The following is a 24,138-nucleotide window of genomic DNA, read 5'->3' as shown; positions in this document are numbered from 1 at the left end:
ATAATGTATTGTATATGACTAAATAGTAGTATTGTCTGTTTTTTTACCCACCGATTTGCTTACTTTAAAGAGAAATGTTTTTTCTTCATTGGTCAAACTCTCGTAACCACTTTTACTTATTTTATCCAAAATAATATTCACCTGTTCTTGTTTGCGTTTTTCTTCCTCTGACAACGTATTTGTCTTTCTCTTCTGCACAAACGACCTCTTAACCAATTTTTTACGCTGTACCAATATATTATTTTTTAAAAAATACGCACTCAAAAAACCATATAGTGCACCTCCCAAATGAGCTATTCGACCTCCCGAATTCGAAATAGGAATACTCACAAGGTCAAGAAGAACTAACCCGATTCCCAACACCCATAGGGGTATGGCAAAAACACCAAACAAATATATCCGATACGAAGGCGTATATGTACTGATAAAAATCAGTATTGCCATTATCCCAGTTGAGGCTCCAACCAAATAAGAAATCATATTATTCAACCTTGGAAATACCTGATATGCCATAACAAATGCCATTCCTCCAATGATTATTCCTATAAAATATACAAACAAAAAACGTTTTGCTGAGAAAAGATTTAGAAATAATATACCTCCAAAGTAAAGCAATAACATATTGAAAAACAAATGCCAAAAATTCGCATGGAAAAAAGCATAACTTATCAGTGTCCAAGGTTTTTCAATCAAAGTAGCAAATTGCTGCGAAAGCTGTATTTTATCATATATTACACTTGAATCAATCTGAAACAAAAAAGAAAGCGGACTGACTAATATATACAAAACTACATTGAGCACTATCAGCCAATAAACCACTAAGAGCGAATGTACTCTAAAAGTAAAAATATTTTTATTCATAATTTACCATATACAAAATTGTTTCGTTGGCAAAGTTAGCAAAAAATAAAATAATCTAAAATTTTTATTCTTTGTATATCCTATTTAGATACTCCTATTTTTTAATTTGTTTGGGTAAGTACACCTATTTCTCCAAAGCCAGCAGCATTACTATTATCTACTTGATTGAGTGATATAAGTTTTATATATCGAGCTGTGGTAGTATCAAAGTATTTCTCTTGTAAAATTGGGTTATTTTTTATATTTGAAAACTCTCCATAAGAGACTTTTTTCCAATTTTTCCCATCGGCACTTACATGAAACTCATAGTGTGAAATTGTTCCATAAGCCCAACGAGACTGCGCAGGCAAATATGTAAATCCGTTCAGGGAATATTCTTTACCTAAATCTATAGTAATGAATTGATTCTTACCCGTAGCGGCTGTATAAAACTCCGTTATGGGATTATTATCAATAGTTGATTCAGATTTTAGTAGGTCTCCTGAACTGATTTCGATAACCTTCCAATGTTTTTTAGGTATATCTAAATGCTGTTTTTGTATGTCGCTATACTGATTTGTCTTCTTATCGTATGCAATTACCTGAATATCAACAGGAGTAACTACCTCAAAAGGTTTTGTATATAGAGTAGATTCTTTTGTGGGTTTATCTCCATTTAGTGTATAATAAATTTGCATATCTGTTTCAGCTGATGATAAGGTTACGTTTCCTTCTTTATCACGTGATATAGTTGGTGGAACAAGTAAAGGAGGGGCATTATACACACCTACAAACCGAAGTAACGGAACTGCTTGTGCCTTTTGTATCAGTATTCGAATTGCTGTTGTTTCGATAGATTCGGTTCGTAAAATAGTTTTATATCCGATAGTTGCCCCATTTGCAATAGTATGCCAACCTCCTGCTTTGCGTACTTGAATGGTATATTGAGATATACGTTGCCCTAACTCAATAAATTCTTGTAAAACTACTCGATTGAATTGTGTTGGAGTGTCAAAAGTAATGGTAAGAAAGGGAGTAGAATCTGTTTCTGATGGTGCCCAATAAGTTTCATCTGAGTTGATAACATTTGACCCTGCAAATTTTTTTGAATTTTTCCAAATGCTACTTACTTCAACTTTGGCTTTATGGGCTAATTCTTCCTGAAAATCACTATTGATAGTTTCTTTAAGTCGTATTGCTTGCTTAGCATCTATATCGTGTATCTGCCCGCGCGTATCAACGGGGAAGTTTAGCAATAGAGATGAGTTCCTTCCTACGGAATGATAATAGATATCGACTAGCTGTTTCAATGTTTTAACTTGATGATTTTCACGAGTATGATAATACCAACCTGGTCTGATAGATACATCTACCTCTGATGGAATCCATTCTACTCCATCAGCATCGCCTCGAGAAAGGTGCTCTTCGTGGGTCATACCTTGCGGAGTTTTCCAATAATTGATAGGTGACCAACTGATTAGTCCCCCTACTCCACGTTCATTACCAACCCAACGGATATCCATCTTATCTCCGAATATCACAGCTTGGGGTTGTAACTCCCTGACAATCTCTTTCACTTTGTCCCACTGATAATATGTCTTAGCGTCAATTGTGCGGAGTTCGTTTGCGCCACCATAGTAACCTGTTCCCCCATTTGCTCCATCGAACCAAACTTCGAATATCTCCCCATAGTTAGTTAGCAATTCACGTAGTTGATTATGAAAATACGTTACGTATGCTTGCTTTCCGTAGTCTGGATGATTCCTATCCCATGGAGACAAGTATATTCCTAACTTTATTCCGTGCCGTTGGCAAGCCTGTGACAATTCTTTCACTAGGTCGCCTTTACCATTTCGCCAAGGAGAGTTCTTTACAGAATGTTCTGTGTAAGCAGATTGCCATAGGCAGAACCCATCGTGGTGTTTTGCAGTAAGGATAATTCCCTTCATTCCAGCCTCTTTAATTACTTTGACCCATTGTTCTACATCAAGATTAGTTGGGTTAAACCACTGTGGTTGCTCACTACCCATACCCCACTCCATATCGGTAAATGTATTCATATTGAAGTGAATAAAGGCATAATATTCCAACTTATGCCAATTAAGCTGTTGTGTAGTAGGTACAGCTCCATAAGGTTCTGGTGCTTCTATTTTGGAAGACTTGCAAGCTCCACAAAATAAACTTATACTTAGTATTACAATACTTGATACTCGCATTTTTTTTTACTTTTATAGTTATAAATATTTATTAGTTATTCTTTTTTTCTATAAAAAGAAGTTACTTTCTGATGAACTTCCTTCTTGTATTTTTTGGAAAGTTTAATAGTAGATAAACTTGATTATTTTATTATTTAATGGTATATATAGCTCCTTTTTTTGTTTGAAAATGAACTACTTTATCCATAGATTGTCCTTTTACAATTCGTTTATTAGCTTCATTGTATATAGACATATGAGCAGGAAGTAGTACATAACATGTATTCCCTTGATTTGAGGTAATTGTTACTTGCTTTATTTTTCCATTCTCCCAATAAAAACTAAGTGTAAAACCTTTGCGTGCTTTCATTCCCGAAACTTGTCCCTTTTGCCAGTCGGAGTGTGAGGGCAGTGCTGGTAAGAATCGAATAGTGTTATTTGTCCCATGACTTTGCAAAAGCATTTCGGCAAGCCCCACAGTTCCTCCAAAATTTCCGTCTATCTGAAAAGGAGGGTGCGCACAAAACAAATTCTCGTACGTTCCCCCACTGCTTATAGTTGATGCTTTCGGATTATGAGTAACGGGTTTGAGTAGCTTGTGGAATAACTTCAATGCCTTATCTCCATCTGACAAGCGCGCCCAGAAGTTAATCTTCCAAGCACGCGCCCACCCTGTACCTGCATCACCGCGCAGTTCGAGTGTCTTTTTTGCTGCTTGAGCTAACTTAGGTGTATCCCATGGGGTAATTTCATCAAAGGGATGTAACCCATAGAGATGTGATACGTGTCGATGTTGCGGCTCAGCATCATCCCAATCAACTAACCATTCGTTCAGGTCGCCACCTTTTCCAATCGTATTCGGACTGGTATTCTTGATAATGTCGCACCACTTGCTACGATATTTACCATCTACACCCAATATTTCTGAGGATTGTAATACATTGGCAAATAGCTCCCTTACGATTTGCATATCCATCGTAGGAGCCATACAGGTAGTAAGCGGTTGTTTTTCTCCGTTGGGAAGTGGAAACAAATAGGCATTTTCAGGAGAATTGGAAGGTGCCGTTACCCAATATCCAGTAGAATTATCTTTTATAAGAATCGTCTGTAAGAACAAAGCCGCATCACGAAGTACGGGATAATATTCGCGTAGGAACTCCTTATCACCATTGAATAAATAATGCTGCCAGATATGCTGACAAAGCCACGCACCACCTGTAAGTGTAGAACCCCACTGTGCTCCTTCCCCTGGGGAAGTAAAAAACCACGGATTGGAAACCACGTGTGCTACCCAACCTTCGGCAGCGTAATAGGATTTGGCAGTGATTCTACCATTGGGAACTAAATTTTTGGTAAAGCGGAACAAAGGCTCACTTAGCGAAGAAAGGTTGGTCGGCTCAGCTAACCAATAGTTCATCTGCACGTTGATATTCAGATGATAATCTCCATTCCACGGACATTGGAAACTATCAGCCCATAACCCTTGCAGATTGGCAGGCAACAAGCCTTCTCGTGAAGAACTGATAAGTAAATACCGCCCGAAGTTATAATACAATATCGGTAATTGGTTATCGCTCCCCCCTGCAAAGTACCGATGCAGTCGCTCTTGGGTAGTAAGCGTACTTGCTTCTTGGTTTGAAATGGGCATTGTCCAAGTATTGCGTGCAAATAGCTCTGTATATCGATTCAAACTCTGTAAGTACGCTGTATCGTAACTTATAGAAGCACTTTGAGTAAGGTAACTACGCGCTGTATCAACGGGGTTGCTATCAGAAAGCGTGCCAGTGGCGTGGTCGTAAGAAGTAGCGGCACTTATTTTAATCGTAATTCGGTCTGTGCCAGCTATATGTAGCGTATTATTTTGGACAGATAGCTTCCCTTTGGGGCTTATCACTTGTGCAATGGTGGCAAACTTCATCCCCTTTTCGCTGGCATTGGTCAGTTGCCCTTGCATAATAAGCTCATTGCCTACTACGGAAAAAGAGGCATTTTCGCTACGTTGTAAATCTATCCGGATATCTAAATCGGGCGAAGTGCTTTGCAGGGAAACCCAGATAATATCATGCTGAAAATCAGCAAATAGTTGCTCGGTAATTTGACTTTGTCCCCGTATATAAGTAGTCGTAGCAAGTGCTGTATCTAAATCTAAAATACGTTTGTAGTTGTTGGTGGATAGCGTATCCTGCCAAGTAATATTTAAAATTCCTAACATCTGATACGATCCATAATGGCAATCTTTACCATTTCCAAAACATGTTCCTTGGCGTGGTTCAGTTACAAAGTGTTTTTGCAAAAGCTCCTGTGCCTCTACATTCTTCCCTTGTTGCAAAAGCTCTTGTATTGGTTTAAGATACTTATACGCTTGGGGGTTGTCGGGCTGATTGCGACCGCCTGACCATAGCGAAATTTCGTTCAGAATGATGGTTTCGGTATGCGTACCTCCAAACATCATTGCACCCAAACGACCATTCCCTACGGGCAAACTCTGAGTGAAATGCTGAGCAGGTTTGTCAAATACAATACACTTATCAGCTTTTTGCGCCCATGTAGTATATCCCATGATACCTATACATATTATAAAAATTTTGCGCATAATAAGTAGTTTTGGTTTGTTATTTTTTATATACTATAAGGTTACAACTATTTCTGGCTATATTTTCCCATTTGGAAAAAGAGTCTTCCTCCCTTTATAATTGTCGAATAAGGTATTTCGTACGATTTGAAAGGTTTTCCATTAAGAGTCATTGATCGAATATTATAGTTTTCAGGTGTGTTTCCTTTCGATTCAATAGTAAATCGCTTACCATTCTCCAAGTAGATATTCACTTTTTGGAACAAAGGCGAGCCTATCTGATAGTTTTCACTTGCTGGAGTTACCGGATAAAAGCCCATAGAACTAAATACATACCACGAGGAAGTTTGTCCATTGTCTTCATCACCGCAGTAACCATCCGGGGTTGGTGCATAAAGACCGGTTAGTACCTGTCGCACATACTTCTGAGTTTTGTATGGGGCATTTGCATAGTTATACAAATATATCATATGCTGTATGGGCTGGTTACCATGCGCATAGTTACCCATATTGACCACTTGCATTTCGCGAATTTCATGTATGGTAAATCCGTAGTACGAATTATCAAAGTGAGGTGGCATTGTGAATACTTGGTCTAATTTGCTTTCGAAAGCAGCCTTCCCTCCCATTAGCTCTGCCAAACCGTCTATGTCGTGGAAGACCGACCAAGTGTAGTGTAGGCTATTGCCTTCGGTGAAGGCATCTCCCCATTTGAGCGGATTGAAAGGTGATTGAAAACTGCCATCTTGATTGCGTCCGCGCATCCAACCGGTTTCTTTGTCGAATAGGTTGCGATAGTTCATACTTCGTTTCGTATATAATTCGACAAGGTCAGACCTATCTAACTTTTGCGCTATTTGTGCAATACAATAATCCGCATAGGCGTATTCTAAGGTGCGCGCTGCATTTTCATTAATACCCACATCATAGGGTACGTATCCAAGCTCATTATAGTAATCAACTCCTTCACGCCCTACCGATTTGACAGGACGTCCGTCGTTTGTCGTTGCATTCTTAATCATCGCTTCAAGAAGAATTTCGGCATCTTCGGTATTGATATTTCCTTTCAAAAACGCATCGGCAATGATAGAAGCCGAGTTAGACCCTATCATACAATCACGATGCCCAGGACTTGCCCATTCGGGTAGCCAGCCCGATTCTTTGTAGGTATTGACAAGACCTTTCATTATCTTTTTATTCTCCGAAGGATAAACTAAATTAAAGAGCGGAAATACCGAACGGAACGTATCCCAGAACCCGTTGTCGGTGTACATATATCCTTTTTCTATTTTCCCATTATACGGACTATAATGTACTATCTCGCCCGATGCTGTATGCTCATAAAACTTACGTGGAAATAGCAAAACGCGATACAAGCAAGAGTAGAACGTGCGTACATAGTCCGTATTGGTGTCCAAAACTTCAATTTTGCCTAACTCTTCATTCCATCGATTCGTTGCTTTCTGCAAAGTTTCCTCAAAGGTATCCGTACCGATTTCTTGTTGAAGATTACGTTGAGCTTGTTCTAAACTGATAAATGAAGATGCTACACGGACTCCCACCTGTTGCCCTCTCTTGGTTTCAAATCCAACAATAGCCCCCGTATGTGCACCCTCGCTTTCAGTGCTATTTTCTGCCAATTGCCAATTATCTCCCCAGGTATGATAGATTTTAAAATCGGTATCAAACTCTGCAACAAAGAAGTTTTTAAAATTATCAGGTACACCACCACTATTATTTGAACAATATCCTATTATTTTCCGCTGAGTAGGCAGTATTTGTACCTTAGAGCCTTTGAAAAAAGCATCTAATAGAATGTATGCCTGATTGGTTTGAGGGAACGTAAAACGGAACTGCGCAGCTCGCTCAGTTGGAGTAACTTCTACTTGCGTATCATAATCCGCCAAATATACTTTGTAATAATGGGGTTTTGCTACTTCTGCCTTGTGTGAGAACCACGAAGCGCGCTCCTCTTCTTTATAGCGTAAGGTATCGGTAACTGCCATCAGCGAAAAAGCACCATAGTCGTTAATCCACGGACTTGGCTGATGCGTTTGTTTTATCCCTCGCAAGGTATGCGCCCTATACTGATATGCCCAACCATCGCCCATTTTACCTGTTTGTGGTGTCCAAAAATTCATACCCCACGGAAGTGCTATCGCCGGATATGTATTTCCGTTAGAAAACTCAAAAGAGGAATCTGTTCCCATACGCGTATCTACGTATTGCAAGTGGTCTTTGAATACCTCTGTTTGCAATTCTTTGTCTTTGCAAGCTCCTATACATAGTACCAAAACAGCTACATATACTATTTTTTTCATAAAATACAATTATATATAATAGTAATAGGCGATACATAAAGTAACACCTACTGACATTTTTTTTATTCTATTAAATACAAAGAAAACCATATCTGTAACCTATTTTTTATAACACAGATATGGTTTTGTTTATCATTGTTGAGTTGTTTCGGGTTTTGTTTTACGAATAAGCCCTACACGTTGTTTTCTAAGCGTGGTTGTATCATCAATGAGTTTGTTCATCAAGTTAATGAAATTGATCACTTCATCAGAGGGAGTAGTAAGCATCGTAGCATACGCTAAGTCGATTATAAAACCATATACTTCGTCTAACTCCTTACGTATTGATTTGACATTAGGCAACTTGGTTTTGAGTTGATTTTCGGCACGCTCTTCGGTCAGTTTACTATACTTTTGATTAGTAGTACGCAATTCGCTAACCACTTCTTGCAGCCCCAATGCCTTCAAATATTTGGTATTTTCATCTTTGAGTAGGTCAAAAATCATAGCATCAATCACATTGGTCTTTTGTCTATCAGGTTGCTTTGAGATACCCAAATACGATTTGGTTTGCGCATATAATACCGTTCCTGCTTCTTTCTTATTTGCCAAAGACGACTTCGATTCGGTTCTGAAAACAGATAGCAAGTAAGTAGATAACTCATCGCGCTTCTTATCCAATTCTTTAAGTTTTTGTGTTTCGTGGCGTTGCGTACTTTGATTCGTAGCATCAATAAGCAACTGGATATCTTCCTTAAACGCCAAAAACAAATCGTCTTTAATAACCAATTTCTCGGTAGTTGCTATTTCAACAAGGCTTTCTACACCTTTCATAAATTGTGCATACTCGTTGTTGTTCAACATATGCATACTCATTGATTTAACCTTCACAGGACGAACTATTTTTGCCATAATAATTCTTATTTTAATTTAATTCTGCTACAAAATTACAATTTATTTTTTATTTTACAAACAAATTTTTATTTTTTTTCTATTTATTTACAATTTTTCACTTATAAATCGAATCATTTTTTTGTATTATTCGCTATTAGCTATTGAAAATTTAAAAAAAATTTGAAATCTAAACCTACTTTTCTTTCTAAAAAAATCTATTATATAAACTACTATATATAACTCTTTTTACTTATCTTCATATTCGACAAGTGTAACGTCTTTCCCATCAAAGTAAGCATAGGTGTAATAGGTTATCCAGTCTCCCGTATTGATGTACTTGGATTGACCTTCTAAGTCAATAGAAAGCGGTAAGTGCCGATGCCCGAAAAGAAAGTAATCATAATGAGTTTCTTGTAGCTGTTCTTTACAATATTGTACAAGCCATTCGTTGTCTTCTCCCAGAAAAAAAACATCTTCTTTACCTGAAATTAGTTTATTCTTGGTCGATAAATATTGTGCAAGACGTACACCTATATCGGGGTGTAACCATTTGAAAATCCACTTACTTACGCCACATGTAAAAACCCGTTTCATACGTTTGTATCCGATATCGCCTGGTCCGAGACCATCGCCGTGTCCTATCAGAAAGCGTTTTTCATTACATTCCACTACTTGGGGCGAATGAAATACAGGAATGTTCAACTCTTTTGAAAAGTAATCACGCATCCATAAGTCATGGTTTCCTACAAAGAAATAAACAGGAATACCCGAGTCGGTAAGCTCGGAAAGCTTTCCAAGTGTGCGCACAAATCCTTTGGGAACTACCCTATCGTATTCAAACCAAAAATCGAACAAATCTCCCAGAAGGAAAATAGCTTGTGCATCTGTTTTTATACTATTGAGCCAATGTACAAAGTGTTGTTCTCGCACTCGGCTTTGCTCATATGTGGGGGCGCCTAAGTGATTATCTGATGCAAAATAAATTTTTTTACCTTGCGATAATTCGATATATATCATATATATAGATTTTGTAAGTGGTAACTGATTTATCTCTTTTACATATTATCCGAAGCGAACCATTCGGCATAAGAACTCTCCGTTTCTTGCAAACGAAGGGAGTGCAAACTCACCCCACTTGGCAGATGCTTTTGTATTCGATGAGCAAAATCTATTACCAAGTTCTCACTGGTAGGTTGATAATCAACCAGAATAATAGCGTGTCCTTCACTTTGCAATTTCTCGGCAGTAGCTTTATGTTCTGATTGCCGATTGAAAACCATTGCATGGTCAAATACATCGACAATCTCTTGTTTTACGATACGTTTGAGGTCTCCAAAGTCAATTACCATACCATTTTTAACGTGTCCGTCTTGTTTGATAGGTTTGCCAATTACCGTAACGTACAATTTATAACTATGTCCGTGCAGGTTCTTACATTTTCCATCGTATCCGTAAAGAGCGTGCCCTGCTTCAAATTCAAATTTTTTAGTAATTCGTATTTTTGCCATTGTTTTCTATTAAAAAATTAGTTTTATAATCTGTATTATATTGTAAAAATTGTATCCCATAACAAATTTACAAACGTATCACAAAGTGCTGTTTGCGTTGTTCTCTCCGCACAAAAGCCAACCCAAAGTGATAGGTATCAATCGTAACCGAAAAGGTAGTATCACTTATTATTTCTTTCCAAAAATTTTCTTTTTCTTTGCTTTGATAGGGCTTACAAAGTAATAACAAACTATCATTGTGCATTTTATGGATATTATCAGCGATTGAAATCGGTTGATTTTGGTCAATAAGTAACATATCTACTTCCCTTTTTTGATGATGTATGGTGAATAACGCTGTATAAAAAGACAAAATGTCATCATTTTTTTCGTATATAACTATGTTTTGATATGAAAAATATTGGAAAATTCGATACAAAAAGGCTTTATCTCTTTTAGAAAATCCTTTTATAGGTAGTTTTGAAAATTCTTCATATGCTTTATACTTTGTTTTGTCATAAAAACACTTAGTTACCAAGTCAAAAACAAAGGGAGAATGCACTCCATGCTGATTGGTTGAATGCCACCAAAACCGAATATAGGAACTAAAACTCATTGCGTATTAGTTTCTTTATTTTTTTCAGTACTTCCACTTAGTTCCAACTCATAGGCATCAATCTCTTCAGAGGTTTTCATCTCTTGCAACTTCTTAGGTTCAATCTTTTGTTCCTCTTCGGGGAATATCTCTTCCTTAGCATTTATTTTTTCATCACCTCGCCATACAAAGTTAGGGAATTTTCGTTCGTTTTCAGCCAATTTATCATCAGGATAAATAGCCCCCTCTACTTCGGTATAGAATATAATGTTCTCTATCTCAGGTTTTTCATTGAGCCAAACCCGTATGCGACTACATTTGGTTTTGTTAATTCCTACTTGCTCCTTATTATCTGTATATACATAATAGATAACTTCTGTATTTTGCAGTAGGTCAATACGTTTTAGTTTATTATTATAAAATTTTCCATAAAGCACCTTACCTTTTACTTGGTTAAATCCGTCGCTTAGGGTATCTTTCTCTATGATAAAAGCATTGTCAAAAACTTTTAATGAGTCTAACTGCTCCGTTTTTGTATTAGACAAAACGTGTATAGTATCTCCCGTTAGTTGATTCTCGCCACTCCATAGCACAGGCTTGCCTATAAGCTGTGTAATACCTGTCAATTCGCTTGCATGAATAGAGTCGCACTTACCTTGCATATCCGATTTGTACATACGCGCATTAGGGTATGCCCTGACTAATCGCTCGCCTGCCTTTCCGGTAACAACAATACGCTTGCCGTGCATATACATCGAATCTTGTTCTACCAAGCTGATAATAAGTGCCTTTTTAGTAATAAACATCGAATCCAAAGCGCGATATACTTCGCCATAGTGTCCTTTGACAATTGTATTATTTATCGTGTCTATTATCTTGATATTATTTGTTGAAGAGGCAAAGCTACGTACTTTATCAAAGTACAAACTATCTCCGAATATGATTTTATGGTCGTAATCAATCCGAGAATTTTTCATAAAATAACCTTGCTCTGTATGCGTATCGTAAAAACCTTTTTCGGAGTATATTTGATAGTCTTTCCCAGTTATAGTTGTAGCTCCAAACATATATACGTGTCCTGTTGGGTGGTAATAATCGAGCATTTCTGAGACTAAAACAAAGTCTGGGTTAGTAATTTTGACATTGGTAACAAACTTATTCTTCTTCGGAACTACAAAATATCTTCCTTCCTTACTAGTAAGCACATTTTCTTCATCGGTAATCTTTCCGTGATTGGTATAGTACGCCTCTTGCAAGTTCCTATCAAAGAATAATTCTTCAGTTTCGAGAGTCATCTTATCATTCCGAAGTTTTACTTTTTCCTTAGCAAGCGCTATTTTTGTATCTCCGTTATACTCTATGTACCCACTGTCCATTTTGAGTGAGTCGCCTTGTTGCAAGAAAACTTGCCCATACGCCTTAACCATATTCGTTTGCTGATACAAAATAGCTATATCGCACCATACATCAAGTCCCTCGTGACGAAATTGCACCTGACGTTCTCCATCGCTATTAAATATAGTAGCACCCGGATATTTAACCTCATCAAGTGTCAAAGTACCTCCATAAACAATTTCTATTTGTTTAGATTTCGTATTAGTCTGCGAAAAAACAGAATGACAAAAACTAAAAACAAGTAGTAAAACATAAAATAATCTATACATATATTTTTATTTTATTTCAAAACACAAAACTATATTATTTTTTTCAATTAAAAAAAATATTTATTCAAAATATTTTTTTATAACACCAATTAAACTTAATACAAAAACACTTTATATTACTTTTTACACACAACAAACACACAACAATCAGATAAAAAACATTTTTTTACTATAATAAAAACTATTTCTAATCTACAAATAAAAACATTACAGACAATAGAAATACTTTCCAAACCAAAAACAACTACATTTATTTATAATAAAAATACTTTCCAAACCAAAAACAACTACATTTATTTATAATGAAAACACTTTCCAATTTATAAAATAAAACATTATTCAAACTAAGAACTATTTCTATTCATAAAAATAATTATTTCTAATAGGTGTCAATAGTTTATAACTACAAAACAAAATCATTCCTATAAACAAACTATTGGCATACTATACGAAACATAGTTTGCGCCTTATTCAAAAGCTCTTCCCATTCTTGTTCTGGATTAGATTGCTGAGTAATACCACCTCCCACATATACAAATGTTTTATTTTTAAGAATTTGAGCACAACGCAAATTCACATATATTGTCATTTTTTCAGGTTTATACATATTGATAACTCCACAAAAACCCGTATAAAAAGCTCTATCGTAGTTCTCATTTTCCAAAATGAATTTTCGCGCTATTTCAGTAGGGTATCCACATACGGCAGGTGTTGGGTGCAATGAGAATAATATATCTTTAAGTGCATTTTTTTCAATAATTTCCGCATATATATCTGTACATAAATGCCACAAATTTCCCGCTCGAATAGTTTTCACCGAGCTAATCGTTATATTTTTGGTCAAAGGAGCTAGGTTAGAAAGTATTGTATCAGTAACTATTTGTTGTTCTTCGTACTCTTTACTACTCCAACTTGGCAATTCGCCTTCAATATAAGGTTTAGTACCTGCCAGAGACATTGTTTTGAGCTGTGTTCCTTCGGTTTGGAATAGTATTTCAGGGGTTGCTGCAATCCATTTTCCCATTTTAGGATGATGAAAAACATAACAAAATGCCAACGGATAGCAAGTAATTAGTCTTTCAAAATACGTAACTGCTGGTTTTTCATCGGTCAAAATCGCTTCCCGATGTGAGAGTACTACTTTTTGAAGAACTTCACTCTGCATTTGCTTTATCGCTTTGTTTATTCTATCAAGATGCGCCTGTTTTCCACTTAGAACTTCTGAACAATGACCTAAGTGTATGCCATTTTCAACTACATTATTTACCGAAACGTAATGATTATCAGCATGTAACCATACCGAACTATCACCATAGAAAGGGTATAATACAAATCCGCTCTTAGAAAAATCCGTTTCTAAAAGCTCATCAGTTTGCTGATATAACAAATGAACTTCCTTTTGATAAGGTAACTTATATACCACAAAAGGAAGTTGTTCGTTTTCAATAGCTTGTATCTTATGCAAAAAGTCTGAATAATTTATGACCATTAGCTAATTCTATTTTTACTCTATCAATCGGAAAATACAACGAATAAATCTTTCTACTTAGTTATCATTTTTTTTAATTATAATAGTTGTATGTTTTCCATAAGCTATCAACCGATTTTGTTCGTCGGTTATCTTAATATCCCAATGTTGCAACGTGCGTCCTTTATGCAAAGAGGTAGCTGTTGCATATACATATCCTTCTTTTACTCCGCGAACGTGATTCATCATTATGTCTATTCCTAAAACTTGTTCATTGGGTTGCGCTGCTAGAACCATAGCTGCCATACTTCCTACACTCTCTGCAACTGCCGCCGAAGCCCCTCCGTGTAGTACACCATTAGGCTGGCATACCTTCTGAGTTATAGGCATTCGTGCTACAAGCTCACTTTCGTTTACATCAATATATTCGATTCCCAACGTTTCCATAAGCGTACCTTGGCAATACTTGTTGCATTTTTCTAAAATTTTATTTTTATCTATCATATCCTTGGTTTAAAATTATATTTTTGCTATTTTATCTAATGCATACTGAATCAAATTCTCCACAGCTTTCTTAGTGTCTTTGGTGAAAGTTCCTGTAGCTCTATTGGCAATAATAGCATTGAGTGATACCGCTTGGTGTCCTAAAAGTTTTGACAAACCATAAATAGCTGATGTTTCCATTTCCAAATTGGTCATTCGAGTATCACCATATACGAATGTATGTAATTTTTCATTCAAAAAAGCATCTTGTACTGGTAGTCGAAGTACTCGCCCTTGCGGACCATAAAACCCAGGTGCTGTTCCTGTAATTCCTTGAAATATCTGAGGACTTATTAAGTGTTCTCTCAATATTTCTCCACAAGTAACAATATAAGGTCGTCCTTTAGGCTCAAACCACGAAGTATGCTCAATAAAAGCATCTTCCATAGCTATTTCACGAATATGAAAAGCATCACGATATGCGTGAATCATATTATCCATACCCAACCCGTGAGAAGAGAGTACAATACTATCAACCGGAATATCAGCCTGCAATGACCCCGATGTTCCTAATCGAATAAAATTTAATCGTGTATGTTGGGTTTTTGGCTGTCGTGTTTGCATATCAATATTAAAAAGTGCATCTAATTCATTGATGACAATATCAATATTGTCAGGACCTATCCCTGTGGAAATTACCGAAATACGTTTTCCTTTGTAAATACCCGTATGTGTGCAGAATTCTCGTTTTTGGGTCGAAAATTCTATTGTATCAAAATATTTGCTCACACGAGGCACTCTCTCAGGGTCTCCTACAAGAATAATTGTTTCTGCTACATTTTCTTGTCTCAAATTAATGTGATAAATGCTTCCATCAGCATTTAAAATTAATTCAGATGCTTGTATTTTCATTATTTTTCTTTTTTATAAAATTTTCTCAAAGGTACGATGTTTTTTTCTTAGAGCCAAATTTTATTTTAACAAAATGTATTATTTTTGCTTTTTAACAAAAAAATACTTCCTACCGAATTAAATCTATAGGAAGTATTGATTTCATTTAACCGAGATAATTTACTCCAATGTTAAATCGCTTCATTAAGGTACGACTTCAACATCCAAATATTTTTTTCTTGTTCAGTAACAAGGTCACTAAGCATTGAGTTAGTACCTTCGTCGCCTGCTTGATCAGAAAGTTCAAGTAACTTACGCTCAATTTTGAGTAATTCTGTAAGATTTTCAATAACCAAACGAACCGTTTGCTCATCAGCACAAATATTTTTCCCTACGGGTACAGAAGAATTTTTAGCATATTCTTCTAACGTATGTAAAGGAGTAAAACCTAAGGTTAATATACGTTCAGCTATAACATCAACGTGTTCGGCTGCTAAATTGTATAATTCCTCAAACTTTACATGCAATTCAAAAAAACGCTTTCCTTTGATATTCCAATGTACTCCACGTAAATTTTGGTAATATGTTTGAAAATTAGCCAACAAAATATTCAACTCTTTGGCAACTTTTTCTACTTTGGCTTTTTCAAGCCCTAATGCATTGTAACTCATATATTTATATTATTTATTATAATTTATGAAGCAAAGATACGAAAAAAATGTAAGTCAAAATTATTTTTATAATCAATTTTTTTTATAACTTTATCGAAAATTTCAATTTAATTCATTTTCACTAATGACAATTATTCAACTTCAATATGTATTGGCAGTGGCACAATGCAAAAATTTTTCAACCGCTGCTAAAAAATGTTTCGTAACACAACCCACGCTAAGTATGCAGATTTTAAAACTTGAAGAAGAGTTAGACATACTAATATTCGATCGTACTAAAAAACCCATAGAAGCTACTGACATTGGTGCGAAAATCATTGAACAAGCCAAAAATATTGTGAATGAATCACAACGAATAAAAGATATTATTTCTATTCATAAAGGTTTTATTGGAGGAGAGTTTCGCTTGGGGATTATACCTACTATTACTCCTACTCTTCTGCCTATGTTTCTAAACAATTTTATTAAAAAATACCCCAAAATAGACCTTAAAATCGAAGAACTCAATACTCAAGATACTATCAATTATATTTTACAGGGCGAATTAGATGCTGCCATCGTTGCAACTCCTCTTAAAGAAGATTTTATCGTTGAAAAACCTCTTTTTCACGAACCTTTTGTTGCTTATATCCCTAATAATCACCGACTTAGAAATAATAATAGAAGTATAAAAATATCTGATTTGAAAGTTGAAGACATCTTAATGCTTGAAGATGGACATTGCTTCCGTAATAGTGTGCTTAACCTCTGCCAACCACAGAAAAAAGCACTCCCGAATGAAACATTTGAAATACGAAGTGGAAGTTTTGAAACTCTTATAAAACTTGCTAACGAAGGTTTGGGCATGACACTTCTTCCCTATCTACACACGCTTGATTTAAGTGATGAAAATAAAAAAAATCTAAGCTATTTTTCTGAACCTTCACCAGCACGTGAAATAAGCCTTATCTACCACAATAATGAATTAAAAAGTAACATAATCAATGCGTTACATAAACTTATTTTGGAAATTGTACGTGGGGCTATTGCTTTTGAAAATGTGAAAATTATCAGCCCTTTACAAAAAAAATAAATTTTATAGCTAATGAAACAAACTATTTTATATATAATAATAGGTACATTCCTTTTAGGAAATTGTTCTTCTGACAAATATATCACTCGAAATATTGAATTGAAAGAACGGAAAAATTTCGAAATACCAACTTCAGTTCGGGCAATGGTTCATTTTGATAATGTAGTGGGATTTGCTGGCTCCGAAGGAGTCTTCGGATTGATTGATTTAGGTAAACTCACTATGAACTATTCGACAATCTCATACAATAATCAATATCCTGATTTTAGAATGGTAAGTGCTACTCCTACCGATTTTCTGATGCTTTCCGTTGCCTCACCTGCTCTTCTTTACAAAACAGAAATGAATCAAATGAATTTAGTTTATAAAGATGAAAACGAAAATATTTTTTACAATGCAATGATTTTTCGAGATGAAAAAACAGGCTTTGCAATCGCAGATCCAATTGATGGAAATCTTTGCCTTATAAAAACAATAAATGGCGGAATATCTTGGGAAAAAGTTACAACTCATTTACCAAAGCTTGCTACAAATGAATTTATTTTTGCAGCAAGTAATAGTAGTCTTTGCGTATTAGAAAACGATATTCGATTTGTTACAGGTGGTTCAAAGAGTCATCTTTACATACTATCAGAACAAAATTATACAAAATATCCCTTACCTCTGCAAAAAGGAAGTAGCTCCAAAGGAGCTTTCTCTGTCGATTTTTATAATGAAAATCAGGGAATTGTTGTAGGAGGTGATTATAAAAATCTCTCTGAAAGTATCGGTAATATCGCACTTACTTCTGATGGAGGCAAAACGTGGAAAACCGTAGAAAATACTATGGGATATTTAAGCTGTGTTAAATACATTCCCAACACATCGGGCAATGAAATTATCGTTACAGGAGATAGTGGCATTTGGTTTTCTGCTGACAAAGGCAATACTTGGAAACAAATAAGCAAAGAAGGTTTTTATGCCATTGCTTGTATCGATAAACATTCTATTATGGCTTCACGAAATAAACAAATAAAGCTTTTCGATTTAATAAATAATAAACCATGAAAAAACAATTAGATGCTGTAAAACAATTTCACAAATCTTTTGGATTAGGTATTCAAGAGAAACCAACTACTTCTCTTAGTGAAGAGAAAAAATATTTACGATATAACTTAATGAAAGAAGAAAATGAAGAATACTTGCAAGCTGCTCTTAACAATGACCTTGTAGAAGTAGCCGATGCTTTGGGAGATATGCTGTATATCCTTTGCGGAACAATACTCGAACACGGCATGCAGTACAAAATAGAAGAAGTTTTCGATGAAATACAAAAAAGTAATATGAGTAAACTGGGAAAAGACGGAAAACCTATTTATCGCGAAGATGGTAAAGTGCTCAAAGGTCCTGATTATTTCAAACCTAATATCAAAAAAATTATCGAAGAAACTATTTAATTTCAATTTATATCTAACCAAAAAAATATAGAAAATATGAAAATTCTTGACGGAAAAAAAACTTCACAAGAGATACAAAAAGAAATAGCTCTTGAAGTAGAACAAATCAAAAACAATGGAGGAAAAGTACCTCATTTGGCCGCTATTCTGGTAGGAAATAATGGAGCAAGTATGACCTATGTCAACAACAAAGTTACTGCATGTGAGCGAGTTGGTTTCAACTCTACATTGGTTACTCTTCCCGAAGATACTTCGCAGGAAGAACTTTTGACTGAAATACAAAAACTTAATCAAAATCCTGATATTGACGGATTTATTGTACAACTTCCGCTTCCCAAGCATATCAACGAACAAAAAGTTCTTCTGGCAATCGACCCAGACAAAGATGTTGATGGCTTTCACCCAACCAATTTTGGAAGAATGGCTTTGGAACTTGAAGCCTTTATTCCTGCTACGCCTTTTGGTATTTTGGAACTGCTCAAACGACACAACATTTCTACCGAAGGCAAAAATGTCGTTGTCATTGGGCGTTCCGATATTGCTGGAAGACCTATGAGTATTTTGCTTTCGCAAAAAAATTGGAATGCTACTGTAACGCTTACTCACAGCCGTACTAAAAATCTATCTGAATATACACAAAAAGCTGATATTGTAATAGTTGCATTAGGAAAACCTCTTTTTTTGAAAGCAGATATGGTTAAAAACGATGTTGTAATTATTGATGTTGGTATTACACGTGTTGAAGATGCGAAATCATCCAAAGGATATCGTATTGCAGGAGATGTTGATTTTGAAGACGTAAAAGACAAAGCATCATATATAACTCCAGTGCCAGGAGGTGTGGGACCTATGACTATTGCTATGCTAATGAAAAATACATTGCTTGCCAGAAAACGTAAACGTTAAATTTTAATTTTTTCAAAAAACGTGTTTAGTAAAGAAGAATCAGCAAGAATACGACAAGATTTTTGGACTTCATTCGGAAAATCATTTCCTCGAAAATGGATATTATATCATACCAAGATAAAAGAACTTAGTTTTAAATTCCATTTTGATACGAAAAAAGCATTAGTTACAATGGATATTGAAGGAAATTTGCAAAAACGTATCCAATATTACGAAAAAATGCAAGCGCTTCACTCTATTTTGGAGGAATATCTGCCCGAGATTATCTACGAAGATAGTTTTTTATTAGAAAATGGTAAAGAAATTTCTCGAATCTATGTTGAAAAGCAAAATGTTTGTATTCATAACAAGAATACTTGGGCTGAAACAATGGAATTTTTACATACTTCGATGCTATTATTTGAAGATTTTTGGCAAGAATACGAAGATTTTATAAAAGCTACCCAAGAATAAAAAAACTGCCTTCAAAAGAGGCAGTTTTTACAATTATAACTATTTTGTAATTGGTATCTTAATAAGATATGTTTTTCTTTCCTTATTTTCAAGAGACATATCTCGAAGCCACGGATTATAAATACGTAAAATTTTATAATTTATTCCTTGTTCCAATGCAAAAGTTGCTAAATCGGGAATTGAGTTACTTATTTGCAGATATTTTACAGCATCGCTATCGTAAAGTTGTTCTTTTGTGTAATTAAATCCGTAGCGCTGTGGATTTTTCATTATTTCTTTTAAAGCAAGTATCCGAAATACATACCGGCTGGTTTCACTATTAAAGTGTAAATCATAATAATTTGAAACTTTTTGCTTATTGATTTGGTTACGTATTCCTGTTTTTCCAGCATTGTACGCAGCAGCTGCCAGAGTCCAATTTCCCATATCTTGCTTAGCATTTTTTAAATACTCACAAGCAGCTTGCGTAGCCTTTTCCAAATGATAGCGTTCATCTACTTCATCGGCGACTTCTAGCCCATATTCTTTGCCTGTATTTTTCATAAATTGCCAAAAACCAACTGCGCCAGAAGGAGAAACAACATCTTGCAAACCACTTTCTATAAGAGCCAAATACTTGAAATCATCAGGTATATTATTTTTTTTGAGAATAGGTTCTATAATTGGAAAAAACTTATGAGCTCGCTTGATAAGTAACAATCCGTTGGATTGCCAATAGGTATTTACCAAAAGTTCTCTATCAAAACGCTCTCTAACATCACGTATCTCCAACGGGACACGTTCACCTGCAAAGTCTATCGTTTCTGGCAAATCAATTGCATAAATATTATAATCATGCACAGGACGACTTTCAGGAGTTTGTACAGGTGTATTCATAAAAGGACGGCTTTGTTCAGAAGTATTTGCGTTGATCAATAACAAAGCAAGCCCTATTACAGCTACTGCACCAAAAATTTGTCTAAAAAATGTAATTATTTTCATATCATTTATGTTTTTTCAATTAACAATTTGGGTAAATTTTCATTAAACCATCGATACCGATTGATAATCATAATATGTGTTCCTTTATGTATAACTATCGGGTTTTCAATATATTGTATAGGAAAAACCCAATCATTATCTCCGTGTATATGAAAAGTTTTAGGCAAAGGCTTGGGTTGTTGCCAATGAATCAACTTATCAATAGCCCAATCTAAATATTGAGCATTACACATTGTTGTCATATATTTTTCATATAATTTCTGCCGAAATTTTATTGTTCGAACAAACGAAAAAAATTTCCAAAACTTCTTGTTGATAATCCATTGCGTTGGTAATATTCTGTGCAAATTCGTTTGCCTTGCTAATCGCAATCGAGGAGGAAGCTCTTTATGACTTTTAATACTTGAAACAATTATAATACACTCGTAATCAATAATTTTAGCTATTTCTTGAACAATAATTGCTCCAAAAGAAACTCCCAACAAAATAGGTTTTGGCGTTTTTATTTTTTTAATAATTCTCTTTGCATAATCGTGTAAAGATTCATCTTTCAGAGGCATTTCCCAGTCTAATAAATGTAATTCAAAAGGCTCCGGCAAACAAATTCTTTCAAATATAGCAGGGCTTGCAGCCATTCCTGGCATACAATATATATCTTTTTTTGCCAAAGAAAACATTTTCTTATTTTTTTTGTCGATTATTTTAACTTATTTTTGTACCTTTGCAGTGTAAAAGATTAACCCCAAATAATCACAGGCAAATCTATAAAAAAAATTCGTTTTTTTGTAATTTTTTATTTTTTTTAAACAAAAACAGAACTAAAACTAATTTTTATGGTTATGAAAATTTCTGATGATGAATTTTTGCGCCAGTTCAGAGCAAAAATAGAAGGCAAAACGTGGGGTATTGAATACTCTTTACAAGAAAGAAAAATATTTTTAACCAAACTCATTCTACCAAGCGAAGAAAATGAAGAAAGCGAAGAGACGCAACTTTTCATTGCTTCTGTGTTGAATGAAATTCGTAATCGCAAACTAAAAGCAATGCCTACTTGCTCGGCTTTGAAGAAATTTTTTAAAGCCCATAAAGAGTATTACGATTTGCTTCCAGCTGGAATTCGTATGTAAATATTCCTTACTCACAAAAACAATAAACCTCTAAGAAACAATCACTTAGAGGTTTATCTCTAATGAAAAATTCAACTCTATTTTTGTTTTTGTATATGATAAGCAACCAATCCATCAATAGGTTTTCGTAAAATAACCCCTGCTTTCATATTGTTTTCAGCGAGTACTTCTCTGAGAATGTCCTGCAAGTAAAATGCAATACTTCCTACAAAATTTATTGGAAGTTCATGGCAACCTTCATATTGTACAATCCAGTGATCTACAAAAAGTTGCACACCTTTTCTTACCATATCACGACAATAATCTTCCGTTTTGTTCTCTACTAAAAAACGAGCAAATGTAGCTAAATAACTATTCGGATTAGGCAATTTGTACAAATGATTTTTGATGACATCAGAGTCTAAATCAAATTGTTCTTCAAATTTTTTATGTAAATAATCTGGCATTTTTTTGAAGAAATAATCTGTGATAAGTCGTTTTCCAAAGTAATTACCACTACATTCATCCATTACTATATATCCTAAAGAATCGACTGCTTGCACTAATTTTTCTCCATTCCAAAGACTACAATTTGAACCTGTTCCCAAGATACATACTATGGCTTTTTCCTCAGGACGAGTAGTTGCATATACTGCCGCAAAAGTATCTTCACATACTTGAATATCTGCATTGGTAAAGAATTTTTCCAATACTTTTTTCAAAAATGAAATCATTCGTTCAGTTCCACAACCTGCTCCATAGAAGTAAATACTTTTTATATTTTTACGATTTTCAAAAAGTTCAAAATTACTCGTAATTCGCTCAGTAATAACCTCTTCAGTAAGAACCTCAGGATTCAATCCAAGTGTTTGAGTTTCAAAAAGTTTTTCTGCTGAACTGTTCAAAGCTGTCCAATCGGCTTTGGTAGCTCCACTATCTACTATCAGTATCATAAATTATTACGATTTTAAAGAAAATGCCTGAAATTTCAGGCATTTTCCTTGTGTTATATACTAAACTTTTAAATTTAAATTTTAGATATATGTTCTGCCAAATCTACCAATTTGTTAGAATATCCAGCCTCGTTATCATACCAAGAAACTACTTTGAAGAAGTTGTCGCTCAATGCGATACCTGCTTTCTCATCGTAGATAGAAGTTCTTTTATCGCCTACGAAATCTTGTGAAACTACCAATTGGTCAGTATATCCAAGAATTCCTTTAAGTTCTCCTTCTGCTGTTTTTTTCATAGCTGCGTTGATATCAGCAAGTGTAGTTGATTTTTTAGTACGAACTGTCAAATCCACTACTGAAACGTCCGCAGTAGGCACACGGAACGCCATACCTGTTAATTTTCCGTTTAGTTCAGGAATTACTTTTCCTACCGCTTTTGCAGCTCCTGTTGATGAAGGAATAATGTTGATAAGAGCTGAACGTCCGCCTCTCCAATCTTTTTTAGAAGGTCCATCAACAGTAAGTTGTGTAGCTGTTGTAGCGTGAACCGTAGTCATCAACGCTTCTTCGATTCCGAAGTTATCATTGATTACTTTTGCGATAGGAGCCAAACAGTTTGTAGTACAAGAAGCGTTAGAAACGATTGTATCTGTTGGTTTTACAGATTTGTGATTTACTCCCATAACGAACATTGGAGCATCAGCAGAAGGAGCAGAAATAACCACTTTTTTAGCTCCTGCATCAATGTGAGCTTGTGCTTTTTCCAATGTAGTAAAAATACCTGTACATTCAGCAACTACGGTAGCTCCTACTTCGTTCCATTTCAAATTAGCTGGGTCTTTTTCAGCAGTGATACGAACTACTTTTCCATCAACTACTAAGTTTCCGTCTTTCACTTCTACGTTTCCTTTGAAAGTTCCGTGAACTGAATCATATTTCAAAAGGTAAGCGATGTAATCTACATCTTGAAGGTCGTTAATCCCTACGATTTCTACATTTGGTCTTTCATAAACCGCTCTAAACACAAGACGTCCAATACGTCCGAATCCGTTGATTCCAATTTTTAATGTTGACATAAATTTATTTTTTAATTATTTTAAAAATTTTGTTTATAAATATTTTCTTAGTATCAATTTCTAAACTCTACAAAGGTACAAATTTTTTGAAAAAT

Annotated in this window: 23 protein-coding genes; 6 read left to right on the top strand and 17 right to left on the bottom strand. The window is 35.1% G+C overall.

Annotation, left to right across the window (positions count from 1 at the left end):
• Positions 1–18: 18 nt before the first annotated feature.
• The 13 genes from OO775_RS10875 to OO775_RS10815 all read right to left on the bottom strand — a co-directional run bounded on the left by OO775_RS10875 (position 19) and on the right by OO775_RS10815 (position 16,060).
• Positions 19–861 carry a rhomboid family protein gene (locus OO775_RS10875; protein ID WP_264847153.1) on the bottom strand — a complete coding sequence of 281 codons (843 nt, stop codon included), beginning with the start codon at positions 859–861 and terminating at the stop codon, positions 19–21.
• Positions 862–962: 101 nt separating this feature from the next.
• Positions 963–3,056 (bottom strand): alpha-L-fucosidase, encoded by a 2,094-nt coding sequence (locus OO775_RS10870; protein WP_264847150.1) that lies wholly within the window; start codon positions 3,054–3,056, stop codon positions 963–965.
• A 130-nt stretch (positions 3,057–3,186) separates the two neighbouring features.
• Positions 3,187–5,628 carry a glycoside hydrolase family 95 protein gene (locus OO775_RS10865; protein ID WP_340696716.1) on the bottom strand — a complete coding sequence of 814 codons (2,442 nt, stop codon included), beginning with the start codon at positions 5,626–5,628 and terminating at the stop codon, positions 3,187–3,189.
• A 47-nt stretch (positions 5,629–5,675) separates the two neighbouring features.
• Positions 5,676–7,928, bottom strand: a complete 2,253-nt coding sequence (locus OO775_RS10860; protein WP_264847149.1) for a GH92 family glycosyl hydrolase — start codon at positions 7,926–7,928, stop codon at positions 5,676–5,678.
• A 132-nt stretch (positions 7,929–8,060) separates the two neighbouring features.
• A complete protein-coding gene (locus OO775_RS10855) occupies positions 8,061–8,819 on the bottom strand; it encodes a DUF6261 family protein (protein WP_264847148.1) in 759 nt (252 codons plus the stop codon).
• Positions 8,820–9,047: 228 nt separating this feature from the next.
• Positions 9,048–9,818, bottom strand: a complete 771-nt coding sequence (locus tag OO775_RS10850) for a UDP-2,3-diacylglucosamine diphosphatase (protein ID WP_264847146.1) — start codon at positions 9,816–9,818, stop codon at positions 9,048–9,050.
• Positions 9,819–9,856: 38 nt separating this feature from the next.
• Complete coding sequence (locus OO775_RS10845; RefSeq protein ID WP_264847145.1) at positions 9,857–10,309, bottom strand: 6-pyruvoyl trahydropterin synthase family protein; 453 nt, start codon at positions 10,307–10,309, stop codon at positions 9,857–9,859.
• A 67-nt stretch (positions 10,310–10,376) separates the two neighbouring features.
• Positions 10,377–10,904, bottom strand: a complete 528-nt coding sequence (locus OO775_RS10840) for a hypothetical protein (protein ID WP_264847144.1) — start codon at positions 10,902–10,904, stop codon at positions 10,377–10,379.
• Positions 10,901–12,547: an OstA-like protein gene (locus OO775_RS10835; protein WP_264847143.1), complete on the bottom strand. Its 1,647-nt coding sequence runs from the start codon at positions 12,545–12,547 to the stop codon at positions 10,901–10,903. The genes OO775_RS10840 and OO775_RS10835 overlap by 4 nt, the downstream gene beginning before the upstream one ends.
• A 433-nt stretch (positions 12,548–12,980) precedes the next feature.
• Positions 12,981–14,036: an isochorismate synthase gene (locus OO775_RS10830; RefSeq protein ID WP_264847142.1), complete on the bottom strand. Its 1,056-nt coding sequence runs from the start codon at positions 14,034–14,036 to the stop codon at positions 12,981–12,983.
• 57 nt (positions 14,037–14,093) lie between these two features.
• The gene (locus OO775_RS10825) at positions 14,094–14,519 is read right to left on the bottom strand and encodes a PaaI family thioesterase (protein WP_309297252.1); all 426 of its coding nucleotides are present in this window, start codon (positions 14,517–14,519) and stop codon (positions 14,094–14,096) included.
• A gap of 15 nt (positions 14,520–14,534) precedes the next feature.
• On the bottom strand, positions 14,535–15,410 hold the full coding sequence (locus OO775_RS10820; RefSeq protein ID WP_264847140.1) for a nucleoside phosphorylase: 876 nt from the start codon (positions 15,408–15,410) through the stop codon (positions 14,535–14,537).
• A 170-nt stretch (positions 15,411–15,580) separates the two neighbouring features.
• Positions 15,581–16,060 carry a Dps family protein gene (locus tag OO775_RS10815; protein ID WP_264847139.1) on the bottom strand — a complete coding sequence of 160 codons (480 nt, stop codon included), beginning with the start codon at positions 16,058–16,060 and terminating at the stop codon, positions 15,581–15,583.
• Positions 16,061–16,184: 124 nt separating this feature from the next.
• Here OO775_RS10815 and OO775_RS10810 point away from each other — a divergent pair, with 124 nt between their 5' ends.
• From OO775_RS10810 to OO775_RS10790, 5 genes are read left to right on the top strand one after another with little or no spacing between them, the layout of a single operon-like run.
• Positions 16,185–17,132 (top strand): LysR substrate-binding domain-containing protein, encoded by a 948-nt coding sequence (locus OO775_RS10810; RefSeq protein WP_264847137.1) that lies wholly within the window; start codon positions 16,185–16,187, stop codon positions 17,130–17,132.
• 12 nt (positions 17,133–17,144) lie between these two features.
• Entirely contained in the window at positions 17,145–18,179 is a 1,035-nt protein-coding gene (locus OO775_RS10805; RefSeq protein ID WP_264847136.1) for a WD40/YVTN/BNR-like repeat-containing protein, read from the top strand.
• Positions 18,176–18,568: a pyrophosphohydrolase domain-containing protein gene (locus OO775_RS10800; RefSeq protein WP_264847135.1), complete on the top strand. Its 393-nt coding sequence runs from the start codon at positions 18,176–18,178 to the stop codon at positions 18,566–18,568. Before OO775_RS10805 ends, OO775_RS10800 begins: the two co-directional genes overlap by 4 nt.
• 36 nt (positions 18,569–18,604) lie before the next feature.
• Positions 18,605–19,474, top strand: a complete 870-nt coding sequence (gene folD, locus OO775_RS10795; RefSeq protein ID WP_264847134.1) for a bifunctional methylenetetrahydrofolate dehydrogenase/methenyltetrahydrofolate cyclohydrolase FolD — start codon at positions 18,605–18,607, stop codon at positions 19,472–19,474.
• Between the two features lie 21 nt (positions 19,475–19,495).
• Complete coding sequence (locus OO775_RS10790; protein ID WP_264847132.1) at positions 19,496–19,927, top strand: DUF4268 domain-containing protein; 432 nt, start codon at positions 19,496–19,498, stop codon at positions 19,925–19,927.
• 39 nt (positions 19,928–19,966) lie between these two features.
• Here the strand turns inward: OO775_RS10790 and OO775_RS10785 are convergent, their stop codons facing one another.
• Together OO775_RS10785 and OO775_RS10780 are read right to left on the bottom strand one after the other, a co-directional pair.
• Positions 19,967–20,908 (bottom strand): lytic transglycosylase domain-containing protein, encoded by a 942-nt coding sequence (locus OO775_RS10785; RefSeq protein WP_264847131.1) that lies wholly within the window; start codon positions 20,906–20,908, stop codon positions 19,967–19,969.
• 5 nt (positions 20,909–20,913) lie between these two features.
• A complete protein-coding gene (locus tag OO775_RS10780; RefSeq protein ID WP_264847130.1) occupies positions 20,914–21,552 on the bottom strand; it encodes an alpha/beta hydrolase in 639 nt (212 codons plus the stop codon).
• A 189-nt stretch (positions 21,553–21,741) separates the two neighbouring features.
• Between OO775_RS10780 and OO775_RS10775 the strand changes: the two genes are divergently transcribed.
• Positions 21,742–22,035, top strand: coding sequence for a GNAT family N-acetyltransferase (locus OO775_RS10775; RefSeq protein ID WP_264847129.1), 294 nt, complete (start codon positions 21,742–21,744; stop codon positions 22,033–22,035).
• Between the two features lie 77 nt (positions 22,036–22,112).
• On the opposite strand, the gene OO775_RS10770 is transcribed toward OO775_RS10775, so the two are convergent.
• Together OO775_RS10770 and gap are read right to left on the bottom strand one after the other, a co-directional pair.
• Positions 22,113–22,967, bottom strand: coding sequence for an N-acetylglucosamine kinase (locus OO775_RS10770; RefSeq protein WP_264847128.1), 855 nt, complete (start codon positions 22,965–22,967; stop codon positions 22,113–22,115).
• 74 nt (positions 22,968–23,041) lie between these two features.
• Positions 23,042–24,043, bottom strand: coding sequence for a type I glyceraldehyde-3-phosphate dehydrogenase (gene gap, locus OO775_RS10765; protein WP_264847126.1), 1,002 nt, complete (start codon positions 24,041–24,043; stop codon positions 23,042–23,044).
• Positions 24,044–24,138 lie beyond the last annotated feature (95 nt).

Source organism: Capnocytophaga catalasegens, assembly GCF_026005215.1.
GTDB lineage: Bacteria > Bacteroidota > Bacteroidia > Flavobacteriales > Flavobacteriaceae > Capnocytophaga > Capnocytophaga catalasegens.
The sequence above is the reverse complement of the archived record's forward strand: the minus strand, read 5'-3'. Positions and strand labels throughout refer to the sequence as shown.